Raw genomic sequence first — 15,987 nt, forward strand, 5'->3', positions numbered from 1 at the left:
ACAAGAAAAATCCCAATTGAATAATGTTAGTTTAATAAGTAAGGAAACCATTCTATACGGTTTCCTTACTTATATATATTATTATTCACTAAAAACCATGCAACTCTTTTATAAAAAGTTGAATGATTTTAATCCCATTTTTCAAAATGCACTTTTAATCCTGGTATACTCAATATTCTTTGTATTTCTTTATCATCTTCAGTATCGATATAACTTTCTTCTTCATGAGAGCATGTTACCAACCACTCCTTTCCATCTTTGAAAAAAGACAAGTCTTCTGGTAAATGTGGCTGCTCCCAAGCATATAAAGAATTTGCGGATTCTTTCAGAATGTTTTTTGCGTTTTCATCTGTATAATAGTAATAAACTTTTGCTTTTTGATTGTCTCCTAGAATAGTACTGGCCCATTCTGATTGCTCTTTCATTACTTTCAACGAACTTTCAAGTTTTTTTAACAGAGGATCAAATGATTTTAAAGATCCCATATCTTTTCTTAAAACTAAATGAAATTCGTCGCAAATTTCGAAAGCCAAATCAATTAACTCTGAATACAGCTGATCCTTTGGGTTGTGATCAATAATTAACATAGTTACCTCCTTCTCCTAACTTTTAATTACTTTAAAGTTAGATGTTTATAAATTAATCTATATTATCTTGCTGCACCATAGAAAGCATGAGCTTTCATACGGACACCTTTTCCATGTTTATACCTAGAGATCGAGTGATAATGATAATGTTTACCTTTACCCTTTTTATCTATCTCCGGACCAACTATTTTTTTAATCGGACTTGCGGCTTTAGCAATAGATTTGGCATTGTTCTTCGACGTAGACCAAGTGTCATCACCCCTTTTAAGGCGTGCAATTGCAGCAGGTCTTTTCAAACCATTACCGATAAATAATCCTTTAGACTTTCTTACTGCCATATAATGAGAATAGGTTCTTTTACGCTTCTTAAACTCAGAATAGGCAACATAAGTCACTCCTGAAATAGTCACAGCTAATCCAATTGAAATTAAATGCGCTAAAAGTGCCTCTCCAATAACTATTCCTATAGGTATAAACCAAACAAAAGAAGCTGTTACCTCATCTGAATTAATCTCATATTTTTTATTTGATTCCGTATCAGTAAAAGTTGCTTCTATCTTCTCATTTGTAGCATTTTCAATATTAACTTTATATTCTTTACCTTTTTCACCAGTCTTCTGCGAAATTTCATCGGTTATTAATGAAAGTTTCATATTTTCTTTATCTAAAGTCATTAAACCTTTAACTCCGCCTTTTTCTGCTGTGATTACTAATTTCTCTTCATCGTTTGTTACAATTTGGTAATCCTTATTGTTTAAAGCCTCAGCTTTTGATTCATTATGTAAAATAAAAGTGAAAGTTAATACTAGGCTTAAAATAACTGCAATACTCTTTTTAAAACATTTCATTCAAATTAACCCCTTTACTTAAAAGATAAAAAACCTTTTCCATAAATTTCATCTCTTCCTTTCTTTCCAAGATCGATGGACAATTTGGACAATACATGGTTAACCTGATTATAAATATCCTCTTTTGAATTAATTCCAAATTTATCTCTATTTTGTAAAATTAATGATATTACACCGGTAACATGTGCAGCTGCTAAAGATGTACCACTTTCAGTTTTATATCCATTATTGAGGGATAGTATCGGTATATCTACACCAGGTGCAGAAAAGTCAATCTTTCCTTTAGGTGAAAAGTTAGCTATTTTATTATTTCTATCTACAGCATTAATAGAGAGAACTTTTTCATAAGCTGCTGGATAATCAACATCTCCGCCATAATTGTTACCTGCGGCCGCAACGATTATGATCCCACTGTTTACTGCTTTATCAATTGCACCTCTTAACAACGGTTTATCTTTGGATAATCCAAAACTCAAATTTATTACCTGAATATTATTATCAATACACCACTCTATAGCTTTAACAAGGTTATCTAATGAACCTTTTCCTTTTGAATTTAGTACTTTAACTGAATATATTTCAGTGTCTGGAGCAATTCCAACTAATCCAAAACTATTATCTTTAGCTGCTATAATGCCTGCAATAGCAGTTCCATGCCCCACATCATCATCTGAGGTTAAAGTCATGTTTATTGGATTAAATTCTCCTTTAACTTTCCCTTTTAAATCTTTATGCTCTTTATCAATACCACTGTCTAATATAGCAACTTTCACTTTCTGTTTCTCTCTTGAAGTCCATATTGAAGCAGCATTGATTTTTTTCACCCCCCACGGTACTTCTTGTACACGGTTATGATTAATTTTTTCTGTTCCATTTCTCTCTATATGCTTAAAAATGAATAAAAAGCACGCAAAAAAACCTAATGTAAAGATTAATATAAATAATAAAATATGAGGTTTTTTAATTGATAACACCACTTTTTGAAGATTTGTAAATATTCTCATCCTTGGCCAAGAATAACAAATATATTATATCAATCTACAATTAAAAATCAAAGTTATTTTAGGAAATATTTCATTAATAAATTGCAGTTATAAAGTAGTGTATTTCTTAGTCACTATAAAGAAAATTGACCTTCAAATACATACATATTTAAAACAAATCTCAATAAAGACTGGCATATTAACTTAAATAATTTTGAAGACTTCTGCTAGTGACGGTTTTAAAGATAATCTTTCTCTTACGGTTCTTTGAATATTAAGTTCTCCTCATTATTTTTAAACCAGTACCCCAACCGTAGTCAGCGAACAATCCGCCATTTAACTTAATCGAATTTGATCACCGGAGTTTTCTCTTTTTATCTCGAAAACTTCCCAGGATCATGAAAGCAGGTGAGCCCATGCCAATTAACAACAAACCCAATAGATTAATCGCTGAGATGTCTCCATTTACTCCAACACGCCCACACCCCCGTAAACTGGCACCCGTGGGGAGAAGAAGCATTTGAAAAAGCGAAACGCGAAAACAAGCCGATTCTTGTCATTGATAGCATGTCTCTTTCTATTAAAGTAATCATTATATATTTATCTGCTTGCCAATTCCTTAATCATCAAACCCAATTCATAAATTCCCTTTTGAAGGTCTTCAAGAGATGCATAAGCATATGATAAGCGAATATAGTTCCCTTTTTCTTGAGCATAGATACTGCCGAGATTGAGAAGTATCCCTTTTGTCAAAGCTTTTGTATAAAGTAATTTCATAGATAGTGAAGGCAATATTTTTACCCAGACAAAGAATCCTCCCTTCGGCATATTCCATGCAGCGACATTCTTCAAATTGGTTTCTAAGAGACTCATGACCAATTGTCTTCTCACCTTTAATTGACTTCTCACCTGTTCTAGATGCTGCTGGTATTCACCGGATGTAAACCACTCTGCCGCTACTCTCTGGGATAACGAACTGGAGCCGTAATCTGTTTGCATTTTTATGTCGGATAAACGTTCAATCACTGGTTCCGGCCCGACGATCCATCCAATTCTTAAGCCGGGGCTTAATGTCTTCGATAAACTTCCTATGTAAAGCACATGCCCATTTTTATCTATTGTTTTAATAGGATCTGGAGGAATTTCATCTATCCATAACTCACGATAAATATCATCTTCAATAATGGGAAGCTGTGCATTCTCACTTGCCGCAAGGATTTCTTCTCGCCTCTTTTTTGACATTAAAATACCTGTCGGATTATGAAAACAAGGATTTGTATATAAGATAGCCCTCCCCCGTTCCCCCCTTGCCATGTGGATATGTTCCGGCAAAAGTCCATCATTATCCATAGGGACTCCAGTCAGCTTCATACCGGCTGATTGAAATACGTGTAATGAATAAAGATAGGACGGCTGGTCAAGATAAACGGTCGATCCCCTTTGTAAAAGCCCCATTGATATCAGCTGCAAGGCTTGCAATGCGCCCGAAACAATAAGAATGGAAGAAGATGAAGCTTGAATACCGATTGTTCTTAAATAGCCGCTTAATGCCTCTCTCAAAGGCAAATATCCTTTTGGTTCCTCATACCCGAATGCCTCTAAGTTTTGAGATACCTTTCCCATCATCTTTTTCATAACAGCTAAAGGAAAAATCTCATGTGAAAGTTCTCCTTTACTGAGCTGTATAAGATCGGAATTTGATTCTGATTTATTGATCTCTTGAACGATTTTTTGGCTTGGCTGCTGGATTCCGGAGGTTACATACTGATCCCAGTCGGGGGCGGAATTCTTAGCCAAAAGTGTCCATGTATTGTTCGTAACAACTGTCCCTTTGCCCATTCTGCCTTCGATTAATCCATCCGCCGTCAATTCCTCTAAAGCTGTAATGACTGTGCTCCTGTTCACCTCAAAGTGTTTGGCAAGCGTGCGCTGGCTTGGAATCTTACTTCCAATCGGCCATTCTCCATTTCCTATTTTCTCTTTTATAAATTGAATGATTTGTATGTACTTAGGAAGCTTTTTCATCTTTTTTTCTTCTGGAGCGCTCATAAAAAGTATCCTCCTTAAAGTGGTTGGGTCAAAATCTATTTAACTGGTTGAAGTCATATCATCAAATCTTTATTAATATAGAAACACATTAAATAACTGGTTGGTTTTTGTAAAGAGGAGTGAGAAAGATGCGAAAGAAAACAGTTCGAATCGGTATATCTTACAGTCTGATGATTGGGTTGTGGGCATCCGCTTTCCCGGGAATTCGCGCGGGTTTGGAGAGTTACACACCGGAACACCTCGCTTTGTTTCGCTTGTTGATTGGGTCAATGGCACTGCTGGTTTTTGCTGTTTTGACTCATATGCGTTTACCTGACATGAAGGATATCCCTGCTATTTTATCTTTAGGATTTTTAGGTTTTGCACTATATCACATTTTGCTGAATATCGGAGAAAAAACCGTCAGCGCAGGGGTAGCAAGCTTACTCGTGACCATGACACCTATTTTTTCTGCAATGTTATCTCGTCTGTTTTTTGGTGAACATTTTGGGCTTTATAAATGGATTGGCTCTATCATAAGTTTATTGGGTGTGTCGATCATTTCATTCGGGGCAGGAAACTATACAAATTCAGTGAACGGCATTTTGTTAATCCTGCTGGCAGCTTTTTCGGAGAGTATTTATTTCGTTTTTCAAGCCCGCTATATAAAAAAATATGGATTTATTCCATTCGTTACATTCACTATTTGGGGCGGGACAATTCCTATGCTTGTATTTCTGCCTGGCTTAGGGGAAGAGTTTTTGAACGCTTCAATGAACTCAACATTGTCTATCGTTTACTTAGGTTTATTACCAACGGTTGTGCCTTACTTTGCACTTGCATATGTAACTTCACTCGTCGGTGCTTCAGAAGCAGCCATTTCACTTTATTTAACACCAGCCGTAGCCTTGGCCGTTTCTTGGGTGTGGTTAGGTGAAGTACCTGCGTTTATTGCACTGACAGGCGGGATGGTTACAGTCGTTGGGGTGTGTTTCACTTATCTGACAGTAAATAAAGTGATAAAGATTTTAAATCCTTATTTCTTATCTAAAAAGCAATAAGGTAGATGAAGTTTAACCCTGAAAATAGAGTCATAAGCAGTTCTCCTTTTTAATGACTTGGGTGTGGTTCACAAAGTTGAGTGTATGAATTTTTTTAGAGGATTGTGGTATGTTAAACGTACAAATAATAAGAGAAAGCAGGTGAGCCCATGCCAAACAATAGTAAACCCAACAGTCTAATCACGGAGAAGTCCCCCTATCTGCTCCAACACGCCCATAATCCCGTAAACTGGCACCCTTGGGGAGAAGAAGCCTTTGAAAAAGCGAAACGCGAAAACAAGCCGGTTCTTGTCAGCATCGGCTATTCGACTTGTCACTGGTGCCATGTAATGGCCCACGAATCTTTTGAGGACGAAGAGATCGCCCGTATTCTAAACGATAAATTCATAGCCATCAAGGTTGATCGTGAAGAGCGGCCTGATGTGGATTCCGTGTATATGAGAATCTGCCAGCTGATGACGGGGCAGGGCGGGTGGCCGCTGAACGTGTTCGTCACACCAGATCAAAAGCCGTTTTATGCGGGGACGTATTTTCCGAAGACGAGCAAATATAACCGTCCGGGCTTTATCGATGTGCTTGAACATCTGTCCGAAACGTTTGCGAATGACCGGCAGCATGTCGAGGATATCGCCGAAAACGCCGCCGCTCATCTTGAAGTTAAGGTTCACCCGGCTGAGGGCATGCTTGGCGAACAGGCGGTTCATGACACGTATCGCCAGCTGGCCGGCGGGTTTGATACGGTGTACGGCGGGTTCGGCCAGGCTCCGAAATTTCCGATGCCGCATATGCTCATGTTTCTGCTTCGCTACTACAGCTATACGGGCAAGGAACAGGCTTTGGCCGGTGTAACCAAGACACTCGACGGCATGGCGAACGGCGGGATTTTTGACCACATCGGGTTCGGATTCGCCCGCTACTCGACTGATAATGAATGGCTCGTGCCGCATTTTGAGAAAATGCTGTATGACAACGCCCTTCTCCTGACCGCATATACAGAAGCCTACCAAGTCACGGGTAATGAGCGCTACAAACAGATTGCGATGCAGATCGTAACGTTTATTCAGCGGGAAATGATGCATGAAGACGGCAGCTTTTTCTCAGCTTTAGACGCTGATACCGAAGGCCGTGAGGGGAAATATTACATATGGTCCAAAAAAGAAATCATGAACCTTCTCGGTGATGAACTCGGCCCGCTTTACTGCAAGGTGTATAACATCACAGACCAAGGCAATTTTGAAGGCGAAAACATCCCGCACCTCATTTTCACGCGGCGTGAGGCCATCCTAGAAGAGACCGGCCTCACAGAACATGAGCTGGCCGAACGCCTTGAAGAGGCAAGAACAAAATTGCTGGAGGCCCGTGAAAACAGAAGCTATCCGCATACAGATGACAAAGTGCTGACCTCATGGAACGCGCTCATGATTGCCGGGCTGGCAAAGGCCGCAAAGGTATTTCACGAGCCTGACTTTCTCAGCATGGCGGAAACAGCGATCCGCTTTCTCGAACGGCACCTCATGCCGGACGGGCGCGTCATGGTCCGCTATCGCGAGGGCGAAGTGAAAAACAAAGGGTTTATCGATGATTACGCTTTTCTCATCTGGGCTTACCTTGAACTGTATGAAGCGGGTTTTCATCCGTCTTATCTGCAGAAAGCGAAAACGTTATGTACAAGCATGCTGGAGCTGTTCTGGGATGAACGGCACGGAGGCTTCTTCTTTACGGGGAATGATGCCGAAACCCTTCTTGTCAGGGAAAAAGAGGTTTATGACGGGGCAGTGCCTTCCGGAAACAGCGCGGCTGCCGTACATCTGCTTCGTCTCGGCCGCTTGACGGGTGACATATCACTGATTGAAAAAGCCGAAGCGATGTTTTCCGTGTTCAAACGGGAAATAGAGGCCTATCCGAGCAGCAACGCTTTCTTCATGCAAAGCGTACTGGCACATACAATGCCCCAAAAAGAAATCGTTGTTTTCGGAAGGAAAGATGACCCGGACAGAAAACGTTTCATTGAGGCGCTTCAGGAGCATTTCACTCCCGCCTATACGATTCTCGCCGCAGAACATCCGGAAGAGCTTGCCGGCATTTCTGACTTTGCCGCGGATTATCAAATAATCGATGGGAAGACAACGGTCTACATTTGCGAGAATTTCGCCTGCCGGAGGCCGACGACAGATATTGATGAAGCAATGAACACCTTACAAATCAGCAGCAGAGCCTAGGCGGCCTGCTGCTTTTCTTTTTTCACAAAACGGAACGCGAGCCATACGAAGATGATATTGATCACCAGAGTCGATATGCAATCATATATTTCATAGCCGCCGGCTGCTGTTGTAAATATCGACGGAATGCCGCCGTACACCGAATGATCCTCTGTGAGAAAGATAAATAAAAACATATTATTGGCAGCGTGACCGCCAAGGGACATCTCCAAACTGCCCGTTTTAATCGTGATAAAGGTCCAGATCATGCCGATGGTGACATATCCGATTCCCGCCCAGAGAGCTCCATTTTCCATCTCCGGATTTCCGAAATGAAGTGCGCCGAATAATCCGCCGATAATGACTGTCAGAACCACCGCGTTTGCCGTCAATTTTCCGGCGAACTGAAGCAGAAAACCGCGAAAGAGAAATTCCTCCGCAGAGGTTTGAATCGGCACCAATAAGACGGCCGCCGCTAACAGCAGCAGAAAACGTGAAGCATGGAATTCCTGAAGCATGAAACGATCCGGATGAATTGTAAAATCAATCAGCCCCGCGACAAACATCAGCACAACATATGTGCCGAATCCAAAGAAAATTCTCTTCCAGTTCAGCGACTGATTCGGTGTGATGATGGATAAAAACCGCCGCTTCATAATGAAACGAACCGCTATCCAAATGCCCGGAATCGCTATGAAATAGACGATATGCTGTAAATAAATATCCGCCAGCGGGTCACTTAATGCCGCCTCATCCCAATTTATCGTCAGTGAAGGGTTGAAAGCGGACGTGAGAAACATATAAAACACGGTCAGTATGCTTCCAAAAAAGAACAAACACACAATGACCAACAGAGAAAGAAGATATCTCGATACACTATTTCTTCCCTCTCCGGGCCGTACAAACGTATTCATATTTATGCATCAACTTCCTTTCCTTCAACATTTTACAATATAAACAGAAACAGATATAGGAAATGTTATATATTTTAAGAAGAAAGCGCTATGCCGTTTCCTTTGGCTCTGGTTATTTACACTCTGTTTTTGCCAAAAAAAGACCTTTATAATGTATTCGTCAGCTAAATTTACAGTATTTTCTGATTACAATTGCAAAGTCAGGGGGTTTTTTATGAAACATCAGACATTCTCAAATGTAGCGAACCGATTAGACCGTCTCCCCATTTCGCGTGTGCACTATCAAGTATTAACCGCTCTCGGAATCATCTATTTTTTCGATCTCGCTGATCTGTTTACGCTCAGCAACGTGGCTCCGGCGCTGATTGAGCATTGGGGCGTGAAGCTGTCCACCATTGCCGACATTACGGCCGCATCCTTCCTGGGCATGTTTTTAGGCGCGTCCATCGGCGGAAGGCTGTCCGATCGGATCGGCAGGAAAAAAGCGCTGAATTGTTTTGTCCTTGTCTTTTCGGTCTCATCTTTTCTGAATGCGCTGGCATGGGACATTCCGTCCTTAATGATTTTCCGATTCTTGACCGGGCTCGGCGTCGCGGCCGCCATGATTGTGACGAACAGCTATTTGGCGGAATTTTTTCCATCCTCCGTACGGGGAAAATACATCTCCCTTTGCGCCATGATCGGACTGATCGGCGTTCCCGTCACAAACGTTGTTTCCGCTTTTGTCATTCCTTTAGGCTCATGGGGGTGGCGGCTCGTATTCGTATGGGGGGCGGCCGGTCTCATTTATTTCTTTTTTATCCGCCGGCTTGAGGAATCGCCGCGCTGGCACGAAAATCGGGGCGCATATGATCAGGCAAACGCCATTATGAACCGTCTTGAAGCACGTATAGAGAAAGAAAAAGGCCCGCTTCCCGCGCCAAAAGAGGCGGCTGAAGTACATACAGTGAAGCACGCAGGCTACTTAGGGCTGTTTCAGGGCAGGAATTTAAAGATCACCATCATCCTGTCAGCGGTATGGATTCTTGAAACCTTTGGCTTTTACGGCTTTGCTTCATGGGTGCCCAGCCTGCTGAAAAGCAACGGCATCACCATGGAAAAAACGCTGTGGTACAATGTGCTTCACTCTGTCGGCGCGCCGCTTGGCGCATTGCTCGGTTCCATGATATCCGAGACGTTCCAAAGGAAATGGATTCTGGCCGCAAGCGCTTTTCTGACTGCCATTGCCGGACTGTTATACGGCATGACGTTTATTCCCGTCATGATTATTGTGTTTGGATTTGTCGTCAACGTCACGGAACGGGTTTTCACCTCAAACTTATACGCATATACATCGGAGCCGTATCCTACGGAATATCGCTCGGCCGGGAGCGGGCTGGCGTACGGGCTCGGCCGTTTTTCCAATATATTCGGCTCCCTGCTCGTCGGATTTATTGCCGTTAAGCTCGGCTACATCAGCGTCTTTTTGTTCATCGGCGGCTGCTGGCTTCTATGTTCCGTTTTGTTAATCCTCTTCGGCCCGAAAACAAATGCACAGCAAATTTAATCAATAAAACAGTGCGGGTTCCCCCGCACTGTTACACTGTGATTTCTATCAAATTGCCTTCCCAATCCTCTATCACACTCTCATAATATCCGTCACCCGTCACGCGCGGGCCGCTTACAACCTGAAATCCATCATTTTTAAACGTCTCCGTCAATTCATTCACCCGCTCCTTGCTGCCTGTAGAAAATGCGAGATGCGCCCATCCGGTCATATTCTGTGACGGAGCTTCATCAATGCCGCCTTTTTTCATAAGTTCCAGCCTGCATCCGGAGTCAAATGTCAGAAAATACGATTTGAAATCTTTTTTCTCATTATGATAAAGGTCATTGGCCTTGGCGCCGAAGTATGTCTCATAAAACTCTTTCATCCGTTCTAAATCTTTCACCCATATCGCTGCATGTTCAATTCGCATATGTCCGCCTCCCTTTTTTTCTCAATCTAGTTATAAAGCATGAAACCCATTTCAGCTCAAGACTTTTTCCGCTGAAATTGATGCATAATTTGTTTTTTAGCCGTTTCTTCGTGAAAAAACAGCAAAAATGCTTCCTTTCCGACCCGTTCCAAATGAAGTTCCAGGGATGGAATATTCAATGCCCGGCTGACGCTCAGATTTCCCTCGCCGATGATCTCCGCGTCCCATTTCTGTTCTTTCGCAAACTGGTACAAGCCGGCAGCCACATCATCACTGTGCGCATAGATGGCCGTCGGCACCTTGTCGAAACCCCGGAAGTGCTCACCCGCCCGCTTTCCGTCGTCCATATCATGGCATCCGACCAGAATGCGGGTTTCATCAAGAGAGCCGAAAACCGCCTTATATGCGGTTACCTTGTCGGCCGTACTCGGGCTTTTTTCCGCTTCCCGCACACATGTAAAAGCAACGTCTTGATGCCCGCGGTTCTTCAAATACAAAAAGCTTTCTCTGTATGCTGCCTGCCTGTCATTATAAGCGCAGGGAATCTCTTGATGCTGTGTATATTCACAAGCGACAATGGGACCGTATTCCAGGTAAGGCACGGCGGTTTCCCATTCATTCGCACGGGACGTGACAATCAGTCCGTCAATCTTTTTCATTTTCAGCAGTTCGAAATAGGTCATCTCTATAGCGGGGTCATAGTTGGTGGGGAGAAGGGTTGTCACGTAATCATGGGCAAACGCTTCCTTCGTGATACCGTTTACAATTTTGTCAAAGCAGGGATGGTCGCTGTACGGCAAAATCACGCCGATTGTATTGGTCTTTCCGCGAATCAGATCAATGGCGGTTCGATTAGGGGTATAATCCAGCTCCTTCATCACTTGATTCACAAGACGCCTTTTCTCCTCAGATACGTACGGGTGTCGGTTTAATACGCGTGATACGGTGGCCACCGACACATTCGCCAGTTTCGCAATCTCTTTTATATTTGCCATGCGCTCCTCCATTTTCGGTGATAAAAAAGCAGCAAGAGTGGATTTCTCTTACTGCTATCTCATCATAAATCCACTGTCATTTCAACAGGGCAATGGTCAGAACCCATGATATCGGCACAAATGGCCGCTTCGCTGATCCGCTGCTTCAGTCTGTCTGAAACAATAACGTAATCAAGCCGCCAGCCGATGTTTTTCTCACGTGCGTTCGTCCTGTAAGACCACCAGGAATAGGCGCCTTCCCGATCAGGCGATCTGAATGTCGCACACAGGGAGATAGACTTAAAAAATCCGAAAGCCAACCGGAAGAACGCCGGTTTCTCGGATCAGGAGCGGGAAGCGTTCAGCGCCCTGCTGAACGCCGGATTTACCGATTCATTCCGCTATTTATATCCATAGAACACGTGCAGCGGCTTTTCTTTCGAAAAAACAGCCGTGCCTGAGTAGCCTTTTTTCACCGCATAGTTCCAATAGGCGTGATATCCTTCAGGCTGTAATGATACTTGTCCGTCCTGTACTTTTGTTTCTTGCAGACATAGAATATCGGCTTCCGTTTCCTGAACGTAAGTATTGATATCTATCTTTTTCATCACGGCACGCAAGCCGTTTACATTCCAAGAAATCAGTTTCATGTGATCCCTCCTGTCCGGCTCAGCCGGTATTCCAGTGTTTCAATGTTTCCGCCCTCTAATGCCAGCAGCTGCTTTTTCATTTCTAAACCGCCTCTGAATCCGGTCAGTTTCCCGTTTTTCCCGATGACGCGATGGCACGGAACCGTAATCAATACCGGATTTTTTCCAATCGCGGCGCCCACTGCTCTTACAGCTGCCGGTTTCTGAATCATTTCTGCTATATCCGAATAGGAGTATGTCTCGCCGTACGGTATGTCCATAAGCGCTTTCCATACAGCAAGCTGAAATTCTGTCCCGTAAAGATCCACCGGCACTGAAAAAGCTGATCTGCCATTGTCGATGTACTCGGACAGCTCTGCCGTGTAAGACGCCAGCTTTTCATCATCACGTGCCAATCGGTATTGCGGTATTGCTTTTTTTGCCCACTGCTCAAGCTCTTCAAAGCTTCCATGATTTGAACCTATAAAGCAAAGCCCCTTAGATGTGGCGGCTGTATACAGGCTCCAATCATTCCGTGTGAAGAGTGTCCAATAGATCATAGGCTCTTTACTCATATTGAACCTCCCTGTCCCATTTTGGCCGTTTTTCTGTATTCTGTGGGCGAACTCCCGGTTCTCTTTTTAAAAAGAGTCGCGAAATGCGCTGTGTTTGGAATTCCGACAGTCAGAGCGATCTCCATGACTGTCATATCAGTATGCTTTAAAAGGTGTTCCGCCTTCGACAATCTTATTTTCTGTATATACGCAATCGGGGACATTCCCCTGATTTTTTTAAATGTCCGCTGTAAATGATAGGGGCTGCCGTGACACATTTCGGCCAGTACACTCAAAGTCAGGGATTCGTGATAATGGCGTTCAATGTATTCAATGATTTGAGCAATCCATTCTTCATCAGGAAGACGAAGACCGTTCGGCCGGCACCTTTTACAGGGACGAAAATGTCTCTCGAGCGCTGCATCAGCCGTATCAAACACCAGCACGTTTTCTTTATTCGGAACTCTCGATTTACAAGAAGGCCGGCAGAAAATCCCCGTCGTTTTTACTGCATAATAAAATACTCCGTCATAAGAAGCATCATTGCGTATGATTGCGCTCCACTTTTCATCAGTCAGGATATTTCTGTCTGTCTCCATCTCAGCCACCCCCTGTTTTTCAGTATAAACAAATTCATTGCATAAGTACGCGTTTTTGAATAGAGGAGCAAGATAACAAAGATATAGGTGTCAGGAGCACTTCCATGTTTCATGTGAAACATTTCGGCAGGATGGAGGGGGACTGATATAAAAAAAGAGCAGGAGCCCGCAGGCTCTTGCTCTTTTTTCGGCTTACTCGCCAGTTACGTATGGAAGTAAAGCCATTTGACGTGCGCGTTTGATCGCGATAGTCAATTTACGTTGGTATTTCGCGTTTGTTCCAGTTACACGGCGAGGTAAGATTTTACCACGCTCAGAAACAAACTTTCTAAGAAGATCTACATCTTTGTAATCGATGTGCGTAATGCCGTTAGAAGTGAAGTAACAAACCTTACGGCGTTTCGCACGACCGCCTCTGCGTCCTCCTGCCATTGTCATTTCCCACCTTTCTCGTTATGAATATAGCGATAATCTATTAGAACGGAAGATCATCATCCGAGATGTCAATCGGCTTGCCGTCGTTGGCAAATGGATCATCATTAAAGCTGTTCCCTTGATTTCGTCTCTGGTTGTTCTGATTTCCGCCGAACGGATTATCATTTTGGCCTCCGCCAAAGTATTGGCCTCCGCCGCTGTTTCCTTCGTTGTATCCGCCTGATCCAGAACCGCCGCTGTTTTTAGGCTCAAGAAATTGAACACTTTCAGCTTGGACTTCTGTCACGAAGACACGCTGTCCCTGCTGATTTTCATAATTTCTTGTCTGGAGTCGGCCGTCTACGCCGGCAAGGCTTCCTTTTTTAAGAAAGTTTGCAACGTTTTCGGCTTGTCTTCTCCAAGTGACACAATTAATGAAATCGGCTTCACGTTCTCCGGACTGGTTCGTGAATGTACGATTCACAGCAAGAGTAAACGTGGCGACAGCCGCACCGCTTGGCGTATAACGAAGCTCTGGGTCTTTTGTCAGTCTTCCGACTAATACAACTCGGTTAAGCATATGAAAGACCACCTTTTAACATTATATATTTCAAATTGCTTATTCTTCTTCTTTAACAACGATGTGGCGAATGATATCGTCACTGATCTTAGCTAAACGGTCGAATTCAGCAACCGCTGCAGCTTCAGACTGAACGTTTAAGATTTGGTAGAAACCGTCACGGAAATCATTGATTTCGTAAGCAAGACGACGTTTACCCCAATCTTTTGTTCCAGTGATCTCCGCTCCGTTAGAAGTCAATACGTTGTTGAAACGCTCGATAACTGCCTTCTTTGACTCTTCGTCAATGTTCGGACGGATAATGTACATAACTTCGTACTTTTTCATCTGTTTGCACCTCCTTTTGGTCTAAGCGGCCCTATAATGGGCAAGGAGCAATAATTCTATTACTCACAAGTTTATATTATACCAAAGCTCTTGTCCCTTTACAACTGTGTCCTATACATTAAATCGGAAATGAATGACATCTCCGTCTTGGACTACATATTCTTTACCTTCCAGACGCACTTTTCCGGCTTCTTTCGCTCCGGACATTCCGCCGCCTGCCAAAAGGTCTTCATAAGCAACCGTTTCAGCGCGGATAAAGCCGCGTTCAAAGTCAGTGTGGATGATACCCGCACACTCAGGAGCTTTCATGCCTTTTCTGAATGTCCATGCGCGCACTTCCTGTTCGCCCGCCGTAAAGTATGTCGCAAGGCCGAGAAGAGAGTATGACGCTTTAATCAGCTGATCAAGACCTGACTCTTCGATGCCGAGCTCCTCAAGGAACATTTGCTTTTCTTCGCCTTCCAATTCAGCAATTTCAGACTCGATTTTCGCACAGACGACGATAACTTCGGCGTTTTCACCCGCGGCGTACTCCCGGATTTTCGCAACATATTCATTATCTGAAGGATCAGCCACTTCATCCTCGCTTACATTTGCCACATAAAGCACGGGTTTTGACGTAAGCAAATGAAGCTGCTTCACAAGCTTTTGCTGTTCTTCCGTAAATTCAACGGAACGGGCAGGCTTTTCTTGTTCGAAAGCTTCTTTTAATTTAGACAGAATGTCAAATTCAAAAACCGCTTCTTTGTCTTTTTGCTTCGCAAGCTTGCTTACACGCGTGATGCGTTTTTCGACTGTCTCCATGTCGGCAAGAATCAATTCAAGGTTGATCGTTTCAATATCGTCAATCGGATCGACTTTCCCTGACACGTGCGTAATATTGTCATCAGCGAATGCCCGTACAACGTGACAGATCGCATCTACCTGACGGATATGAGAAAGAAACTTATTTCCGAGTCCTTCACCTTTAGATGCGCCTTTTACGATCCCCGCGATATCAGTGAATTCAAACGCTGTCGGCACCGTTTTTTTCGGGTTCACCAATTCAGTCAGCTTTTGCAGACGTTCATCCGGCACTTCCACGATTCCCACGTTCGGATCAATTGTACAGAACGGGTAGTTGGCTGATTCGGCACCAGCCTGGGTAATTGCATTAAATAACGTCGATTTTCCGACATTCGGCAAACCGACAATTCCAGCAGTTAAAGCCATTCTTTCATCTCCTCTATATCAAACCATCATCGTATAAACGTATTGTAAACCTAGAGCAATTATAAGGAGGTTCATAGGAAAAGACAAGCTGAGAAAAAAGCATTTCCCGCCCTCTCTCTCC

At 43.2% G+C, this 15,987-nt stretch carries 16 protein-coding genes and 2 pseudogenes; 4 read left to right on the forward strand and 14 right to left on the reverse strand.

Features of this window, described 5'->3' with window-relative positions:
- Positions 1 to 128 precede the first annotated feature (128 nt).
- The 3 genes from GNE05_RS20750 to GNE05_RS20760 all read right to left on the reverse strand — a co-directional run bounded on the left by GNE05_RS20750 (position 129) and on the right by GNE05_RS20760 (position 2,439).
- Positions 129 to 587 (reverse strand): hypothetical protein, encoded by a 459-nt coding sequence (locus GNE05_RS20750; RefSeq protein ID WP_014419373.1) that lies wholly within the window; start codon positions 585 to 587, stop codon positions 129 to 131.
- Positions 588 to 649: 62 nt separating this feature from the next.
- On the reverse strand, positions 650 to 1,435 hold the full coding sequence (locus tag GNE05_RS20755; protein WP_160183176.1) for an SAR2788 family putative toxin: 786 nt from the start codon (positions 1,433 to 1,435) through the stop codon (positions 650 to 652).
- Between the two features lie 14 nt (positions 1,436 to 1,449).
- A complete protein-coding gene (locus tag GNE05_RS20760) occupies positions 1,450 to 2,439 on the reverse strand; it encodes a S8 family peptidase (RefSeq protein WP_022554051.1) in 990 nt (329 codons plus the stop codon).
- Positions 2,440 to 2,834: 395 nt separating this feature from the next.
- Between GNE05_RS20760 and GNE05_RS21340 the strand changes: the two are divergent.
- Positions 2,835 to 2,976: pseudogene (locus GNE05_RS21340) on the forward strand (DUF255 domain-containing protein); the annotation flags it as partial.
- A gap of 42 nt (positions 2,977 to 3,018) precedes the next feature.
- Here GNE05_RS21340 and GNE05_RS20770 read toward each other — a convergent pair.
- Positions 3,019 to 4,467, reverse strand: coding sequence for an aminotransferase-like domain-containing protein (locus GNE05_RS20770; RefSeq protein WP_160183177.1), 1,449 nt, complete (start codon positions 4,465 to 4,467; stop codon positions 3,019 to 3,021).
- Positions 4,468 to 4,595: 128 nt separating this feature from the next.
- On the opposite strand from GNE05_RS20770, the gene GNE05_RS20775 reads away from it, so the two are divergent.
- Together GNE05_RS20775 and GNE05_RS20780 are read left to right on the forward strand one after the other, a co-directional pair.
- Positions 4,596 to 5,507 (forward strand): DMT family transporter, encoded by a 912-nt coding sequence (locus tag GNE05_RS20775; protein ID WP_072176780.1) that lies wholly within the window; start codon positions 4,596 to 4,598, stop codon positions 5,505 to 5,507.
- A gap of 149 nt (positions 5,508 to 5,656) precedes the next feature.
- Positions 5,657 to 7,726 carry a thioredoxin domain-containing protein gene (locus GNE05_RS20780; protein ID WP_160183178.1) on the forward strand — a complete coding sequence of 690 codons (2,070 nt, stop codon included), beginning with the start codon at positions 5,657 to 5,659 and terminating at the stop codon, positions 7,724 to 7,726.
- Here the strand turns inward: GNE05_RS20780 and GNE05_RS20785 are convergent.
- Entirely contained in the window at positions 7,723 to 8,619 is an 897-nt protein-coding gene (locus GNE05_RS20785; protein WP_160183179.1) for a CPBP family intramembrane glutamic endopeptidase, read from the reverse strand. The two genes, GNE05_RS20780 and GNE05_RS20785, sit on opposite strands and share 4 nt — an antisense overlap.
- Before the next feature lie 214 nt (positions 8,620 to 8,833).
- Here GNE05_RS20785 and GNE05_RS20790 point away from each other — a divergent pair, with 214 nt between their 5' ends.
- The gene (locus tag GNE05_RS20790) at positions 8,834 to 10,165 is read left to right on the forward strand and encodes an MFS transporter (RefSeq protein WP_159353682.1); all 1,332 of its coding nucleotides are present in this window, start codon (positions 8,834 to 8,836) and stop codon (positions 10,163 to 10,165) included.
- A 31-nt stretch (positions 10,166 to 10,196) separates the two neighbouring features.
- Here GNE05_RS20790 and GNE05_RS20795 read toward each other — a convergent pair whose 3' ends face one another.
- The 9 genes and pseudogenes from GNE05_RS20795 to ychF all read right to left on the reverse strand — a co-directional run bounded on the left by GNE05_RS20795 (position 10,197) and on the right by ychF (position 15,866).
- Positions 10,197 to 10,577: a VOC family protein gene (locus tag GNE05_RS20795; RefSeq protein WP_014419381.1), complete on the reverse strand. Its 381-nt coding sequence runs from the start codon at positions 10,575 to 10,577 to the stop codon at positions 10,197 to 10,199.
- A gap of 56 nt (positions 10,578 to 10,633) precedes the next feature.
- Positions 10,634 to 11,572: a LacI family DNA-binding transcriptional regulator gene (locus GNE05_RS20800; protein WP_022554058.1), complete on the reverse strand. Its 939-nt coding sequence runs from the start codon at positions 11,570 to 11,572 to the stop codon at positions 10,634 to 10,636.
- 62 nt (positions 11,573 to 11,634) lie between these two features.
- A pseudogene (locus GNE05_RS21580) lies at positions 11,635 to 12,201 on the reverse strand (endonuclease/exonuclease/phosphatase family protein).
- Positions 12,198 to 12,755, reverse strand: coding sequence for a methylated-DNA--[protein]-cysteine S-methyltransferase (locus GNE05_RS20810; RefSeq protein WP_014419383.1), 558 nt, complete (start codon positions 12,753 to 12,755; stop codon positions 12,198 to 12,200). Before GNE05_RS20810 ends, GNE05_RS21580 begins: the two are co-directional and overlap by 4 nt.
- Complete coding sequence (locus GNE05_RS20815; RefSeq protein WP_014419384.1) at positions 12,752 to 13,333, reverse strand: bifunctional transcriptional activator/DNA repair enzyme AdaA; 582 nt, start codon at positions 13,331 to 13,333, stop codon at positions 12,752 to 12,754. Before GNE05_RS20815 ends, GNE05_RS20810 begins: the two co-directional genes overlap by 4 nt.
- Before the next feature lie 192 nt (positions 13,334 to 13,525).
- Positions 13,526 to 13,765 carry a 30S ribosomal protein S18 gene (gene rpsR, locus GNE05_RS20820; protein ID WP_004392983.1) on the reverse strand — a complete coding sequence of 80 codons (240 nt, stop codon included), beginning with the start codon at positions 13,763 to 13,765 and terminating at the stop codon, positions 13,526 to 13,528.
- A gap of 43 nt (positions 13,766 to 13,808) precedes the next feature.
- The gene (gene ssbA, locus GNE05_RS20825) at positions 13,809 to 14,327 is read right to left on the reverse strand and encodes a single-stranded DNA-binding protein SsbA (protein ID WP_004392979.1); all 519 of its coding nucleotides are present in this window, start codon (positions 14,325 to 14,327) and stop codon (positions 13,809 to 13,811) included.
- Between the two features lie 39 nt (positions 14,328 to 14,366).
- A complete protein-coding gene (gene rpsF, locus GNE05_RS20830) occupies positions 14,367 to 14,654 on the reverse strand; it encodes a 30S ribosomal protein S6 (RefSeq protein WP_004392977.1) in 288 nt (95 codons plus the stop codon).
- 111 nt (positions 14,655 to 14,765) lie between these two features.
- Positions 14,766 to 15,866, reverse strand: a complete 1,101-nt coding sequence (ychF, locus tag GNE05_RS20835) for a redox-regulated ATPase YchF (protein WP_004392975.1) — start codon at positions 15,864 to 15,866, stop codon at positions 14,766 to 14,768.
- Between the last annotated feature and the right edge of the window lie 121 nt (positions 15,867 to 15,987).

This window comes from Bacillus sp. AM1(2019), assembly GCF_009906915.1.
Lineage (GTDB): Bacteria > Bacillota > Bacilli > Bacillales > Bacillaceae > Bacillus > Bacillus velezensis.

What these genes read in the sequence shown, in the direction of transcription:
- GNE05_RS20770 (WP_160183177.1), bottom strand. Translation starts at nt 4,467, where the DNA reads ATGAGCGCTCCAGAAGAAAAAAAGATGAAAAAGCTTCCTAAGTACATA.
- GNE05_RS20760 (WP_022554051.1), bottom strand. Translation starts at nt 2,439, where the DNA reads ATGAGAATATTTACAAATCTTCAAAAAGTGGTGTTATCAATTAAAAAA.
- GNE05_RS20755 (WP_160183176.1), bottom strand. Translation starts at nt 1,435, where the DNA reads ATGAAATGTTTTAAAAAGAGTATTGCAGTTATTTTAAGCCTAGTATTA.
- GNE05_RS20795 (WP_014419381.1), bottom strand. Translation starts at nt 10,577, where the DNA reads ATGCGAATTGAACATGCAGCGATATGGGTGAAAGATTTAGAACGGATG.
- ssbA (WP_004392979.1), bottom strand. Translation starts at nt 14,327, where the DNA reads ATGCTTAACCGAGTTGTATTAGTCGGAAGACTGACAAAAGACCCAGAG.
- GNE05_RS20790 (WP_159353682.1), top strand. Translation starts at nt 8,834, where the DNA reads ATGAAACATCAGACATTCTCAAATGTAGCGAACCGATTAGACCGTCTC.
- GNE05_RS20750 (WP_014419373.1), bottom strand. Translation starts at nt 587, where the DNA reads ATGTTAATTATTGATCACAACCCAAAGGATCAGCTGTATTCAGAGTTA.
- GNE05_RS20775 (WP_072176780.1), top strand. Translation starts at nt 4,596, where the DNA reads ATGCGAAAGAAAACAGTTCGAATCGGTATATCTTACAGTCTGATGATT.
- ychF (WP_004392975.1), bottom strand. Translation starts at nt 15,866, where the DNA reads ATGGCTTTAACTGCTGGAATTGTCGGTTTGCCGAATGTCGGAAAATCG.
- GNE05_RS20800 (WP_022554058.1), bottom strand. Translation starts at nt 11,572, where the DNA reads ATGGCAAATATAAAAGAGATTGCGAAACTGGCGAATGTGTCGGTGGCC.
- rpsR (WP_004392983.1), bottom strand. Translation starts at nt 13,765, where the DNA reads ATGGCAGGAGGACGCAGAGGCGGTCGTGCGAAACGCCGTAAGGTTTGT.
- GNE05_RS20780 (WP_160183178.1), top strand. Translation starts at nt 5,657, where the DNA reads ATGCCAAACAATAGTAAACCCAACAGTCTAATCACGGAGAAGTCCCCC.
- rpsF (WP_004392977.1), bottom strand. Translation starts at nt 14,654, where the DNA reads ATGAAAAAGTACGAAGTTATGTACATTATCCGTCCGAACATTGACGAA.
- GNE05_RS20815 (WP_014419384.1), bottom strand. Translation starts at nt 13,333, where the DNA reads ATGGAGACAGACAGAAATATCCTGACTGATGAAAAGTGGAGCGCAATC.
- GNE05_RS20810 (WP_014419383.1), bottom strand. Translation starts at nt 12,755, where the DNA reads ATGAGTAAAGAGCCTATGATCTATTGGACACTCTTCACACGGAATGAT.
- GNE05_RS20785 (WP_160183179.1), bottom strand. Translation starts at nt 8,619, where the DNA reads ATGAATACGTTTGTACGGCCCGGAGAGGGAAGAAATAGTGTATCGAGA.